General features: G+C 42.7%; 5 protein-coding genes. All 5 read left to right on the top strand.

Translation table 11 applies throughout. The features are described from left to right. A partial coding sequence (locus tag VN379_RS22690; RefSeq protein ID WP_325538135.1) for a hypothetical protein occupies nucleotides 1-233 on the top strand: 233 nt, incomplete at its 5' end. A 139-nt stretch (nucleotides 234-372) separates the two neighbouring features. Then, the gene (locus VN379_RS22685; protein WP_325538133.1) at nucleotides 373-2211 is read left to right on the top strand and encodes a flagellin; all 1839 of its coding nucleotides are present in this window, start codon (nucleotides 373-375) and stop codon (nucleotides 2209-2211) included. A gap of 64 nt (nucleotides 2212-2275) precedes the next feature. Beyond that, nucleotides 2276-2701 carry a hypothetical protein gene (locus tag VN379_RS22680; protein WP_325538131.1) on the top strand — a complete coding sequence of 142 codons (426 nt, stop codon included), beginning with the start codon at nucleotides 2276-2278 and terminating at the stop codon, nucleotides 2699-2701. Between the two features lie 148 nt (nucleotides 2702-2849). After that, nucleotides 2850-3467, top strand: a complete 618-nt coding sequence (locus VN379_RS22675; RefSeq protein WP_325538129.1) for a hypothetical protein — start codon at nucleotides 2850-2852, stop codon at nucleotides 3465-3467. Between the two features lie 565 nt (nucleotides 3468-4032). Further along, the coding region (locus VN379_RS22670; protein WP_325538127.1) for a metalloregulator ArsR/SmtB family transcription factor at nucleotides 4033-4340 on the top strand (308 nt) is incomplete at its 3' end.

Raw genomic sequence — 4340 nt, 5'->3', positions numbered from 1 at the left:
AAACTGTAAAGATTAAGGGGATATGCAGTGCATATTCAGAAGGTAAAGCTTTACTTGAGACTGATGGTGGAAGATTTGCGATACAAGTAATGACATATCGTTATCAACCAGACACTGAATACACTGTAATTGGCAAGTTTGCCGGCATAATGGATGCAAAGGGGGATGATCTAGACTGGGCAATTATTGTTGAGGAAACTCATCTTCCGTTCATGAGCGAGTATGGTTTATAAAGACCTGGATATTAGGTCCTGGGAAATGAGTGAATTAAATATTTTAGCAATTTGATGTGGTAAAATCATGTAATACCCCCTGTCCAGGACAGGGGGTAACTGGTAGAAAGGAACTGCTTTTTGGAGAGGAGTGGTCACTTTGATAATTGCTCATAACCTAGCGGCTATTTACAGCCAGAATCAATTAAAACGTACAGAAAAAAGATCGACCGATGTCTTAGAAAAACTGTCTTCCGGGTTGAGAATCAATAAAGCGGCTGATGACGCGGCTGGTCTTGCCATTAGTGAGAAGATGCGGGCGCAAATTCGCGGGTTGTCACAAGCGGCCAGAAATGTGCAGGATGCGATTTCGCTCGTTCAAACCGCGGAGGGCGGGCTAAATAACATATTAGAGCCACCTTTGCAGCGTTTGCGGGAACTTGCTATTCAGTCAGGGAATGGAACATTGACAACTGGCGATAGAATGAGTATTCAGGATGAAGCTGAACAAATTCTTGCGGAAATCAATAAGATTGCGAAAAATACTGAATTTAACGGCATGAAATTGTTGGATGGCACTTATAAAAATTCGGCTGTTGAGTCAACTCAGCCACTGACCCCGGAATGGCAGGTCGATTTTAATGGTAAGGAAATTGTATCAATGACTGCTACCAGTGACGGCGGGGTGGTAGTAGCCGGACGGAAAGGATCGTTCGGTGCTGCCAGTCAGAATTGGCTGGCAAAAGTTGATGCCGTCGGTAATACCATTTGGGAAAAGGAATTGCCATTGGACAATAGCTATAATGTTATTTATAATGTGCAGGCATTAAGTGATGGCAGCTTTATTGCTTCCAGCCGACGGCGAAATCTAATTTCCAGTGATAATCAGGCTGTCATATATAAAATATCTGCTGACGGTGAAATCGTGAATTCCAAGATATTGGCGTATGGCGATGAAAGTTTACTGGAGATCAAACAAACGGCAGACGGCGGATTTATCGCCGTTGGCGTCTCATTACAACATGCTTTTATTCAGAAACTGGATTCCAATTTGCAGGTAATGGCTACAAATAGCTTTGTATTACCAGCTGGATCGCATTTTAAAGTAGGAATTGATGTTGTTCAAACAAGTGATAACGGATATATGTTGCTGGGGGAGGAATCTTACGCGACGCCCACAGGACCTAAAGGATTTATTATGAAGTTAGATGCAGATTTTAGTCTGGAATGGGAGTCGAAAATAGATCATACCGTTTTTTCAGCTATTACTATGATTGATGATCAGCAGGCCATGGTATTAGGCAACACCGGATTATATATTGTTGATGGGACCGGCAATCTTTCACAGCTTAGTTCAAGTATATTTCAGGTTGCCGATCCTTACGATTATGAGCATGACTGGCTACAGAAAACCACTGATAATAATTATCTGGTGGGAACCAGCGACAAACTGGTTAAAGTAGCTAGCAGCGGCGAGGAAGTCTGGGCATTGGATATTCCGTCTCTTGCTGTCACGCAGATTAGTGACCGGGGTTATATTGTGGCAAACACACTTCACAGTATCGTTAAAATTACGCCGGAAGTCTTGCCGAATAGCGTAGAAAACAAAGGAATTCAGATTCAGACGGGGGCAAATACCGGGAATACACTTACTTTATATATCAATAATGTCTCAACGGAAGCACTGGGAATTCAAGGCCTTGATTTAACTGTAACCCCAAAACTGGATACAGCCCTGGCGCGAATTGATACGGCAATCCAACGGGTTTCTGCCGAACGCTCCCGCCTGGGGTTTTATCATAATGCGTTGGAACATATCGGAAGCAATGTGGAAAATTCTGCAGAGAACCTGACGGCCGCTGAGTCAAGGATACGGGATGTTGATATGGCAAAAGCGATGATGGACCTGACCAAGTTCATGATCTTAAAACAAGCCGGACAAAGTATGCTGGTACAAGCCAATCAGCAGCCACAAAGTGTTTTACAGTTATTAAATTAACCTGGATCATGTTTATTTGAGTAATAAGCATGATCCAGGAAGTAACTTGAGGGGTTGATTGCATATGAAGCACCAACGGCTTATGACCGGGTTATTACTGATTCTGTTTTGTTTTTTGTTGACCGGTTGCCTTAAAGGGGAAATTACTCTCCATCTCAATGAGAATGGCACAGCAGACTTAAAATATGGAGTTATCGGTGTAGATTTTATTGAAAACCAAATAAATGCAATGAAAGAGGATGCTAAAAAGAATGGAATGATCACGGCCGACTTACAGGAAGGAACCCTGCGGGGATTTCGTGCCGAAAAACATTTTGAAGATCCCCTGGAGCTACAAGGCATGAAGTTCTTTGCCAGCCACACGGAGAACAATCGGGGCTTGGTTATAGAAAGGGCTGGCTGTATGATCTTTATCTTTTGGACCTGTTGCTGGAAGGCAGTGATAAAGGCAATAATCGTTCAGATCAATCCAGGCAGAATGCAGCATTAGCTAATGTGGATGTTAGTTTCACACTTCATTTACCGGTAGCACCGACAATGCATAACGCCACCGCTGTATTCCCTGACAAGAAAAATTAAATGTAGCTGAAGATAATCGCATACAGGCAACGACTAAGATTTGGCATACAAGTCATATTGTGATTACCGTTATCCTGATAAGCCTCCTCGCAGCTGTCTTGATAAACGGATTTTATCAGCTGTCCAGGATAGATAAAGAGGCCCCTCAAGCTGGCCGATGGAAAAAATCAGTGGGCATAGCAGTGCTTGGTTTAACATTAATCTTAGGTTTTCTCCTATATGATTTCGCTCATTTAAACAGTCAGGGAAAAATAGTTGAAGCGCCTCAAAATGCAGAAATTCAGGAAGCAGTGGAACCGCAAAAAAATGAAGCATTGCTCAAGCCACAGCCAAATATAGAAAAGCAAACCAAGTCAGATAAACAAATGGCGCAAGAATTAATTTATGGTAAATGGGCAAAGGCAAATAGCAGTTGGGTTAAGTATGAGTTTAATGAAAATAATCTGCAGATTTTAAATGTTGCTCCAATAGATCCTTATGGCGAGAATAATATTGCAGTGAAAATGAGAAACAATCAAGGACAATGGATGGGGTTTAATACTTTATTTATCATTACATTTAAAAACAATCAATATCATTTGCAAATCATTCAAAGAAGGCCTGACGGTAATGAAGCCAATGGATACGAAGACCAGAAGGTGGATTTTATTAAAGTCTATTGGGAAGATAAGGATTGATAACAAGTAACCACAGGGCAAAACAATCACAAAGTATGCCGTGAAATATGTATCTTATAGAATACCTGCAGCAGTTATATGAGGCAGTTTGGCATTTTTATTGCCGAGGTATATATAACCTTTCACTTTGTTTGTTAGAAGAGCCGCTATGGAGATTTGCAAGGGACAGCATATCTGCTTGGAAGAAGAATTATTTGGAACAATGTGACTCCTACACTCTCCTCATCCGCTCCCGTTCTGCAGGAGAAACGAGATAGCGGCCGCGCCAAACACGGCTAGAACGATCAATCGCCAACCGCTGCCTCATTGTCTATAAACCATTCTGAGATGGTCATTTATTTTCTTGACAACCATCACGTTAAGGAGTATATTGTCTATGTGAATACGTATTCATATATCGAATATTAACTGTGTATGCCCGCGTCTGCAAGGGAAAGCGGAGCGAAAACGAGGGAGGTCAGTCTGGCTTCTCATAGGAAACGTGTCATCAGCCACCTAGCGTTTTCTTGACACTAAGGACAGGGAAAGCTATATTTTACATGAATATATTCGTAGATGGTATGTGATGAAAAAATGTGATTGTGATAACGCTGTATGTGAAGAATTATGTGAGCATCCCCAGACGATTTGTCTGGCCCGGGCCGAGATGGTGCCGGAGATTGAGGCGCAGCAGGTAACGGAAATGTTCCGGCTGCTGGGCGATATGACCCGGTTTAAAATCCTGCAGGCTTTGGCTAAGCGGGAGTTATGCGTCTGTGATATTGCAGCCGTGGTGCAGATTGGTCAGTCGGCGGTCTCTCATCAGCTTCGGTTACTGCGCGGAGCCCGGCTGGTTAAATACCGCAAGGAAGGCACGATGGCCTGGTATTCGCT

This window comes from Sporomusa sp. (assembly GCF_035561255.1).
In the GTDB taxonomy this organism is placed as follows: domain Bacteria; phylum Bacillota; class Negativicutes; order Sporomusales; family Sporomusaceae; genus Sporomusa.
This window is presented reverse-complemented; position numbering and strand designations above follow the sequence as displayed.

Coding starts and splice junctions, on each gene's coding strand:
- VN379_RS22680 (WP_325538131.1), top strand. CDS start 2,276: ATGAAGCACCAACGGCTTATGACCGGGTTATTACTGATTCTGTTTTGT.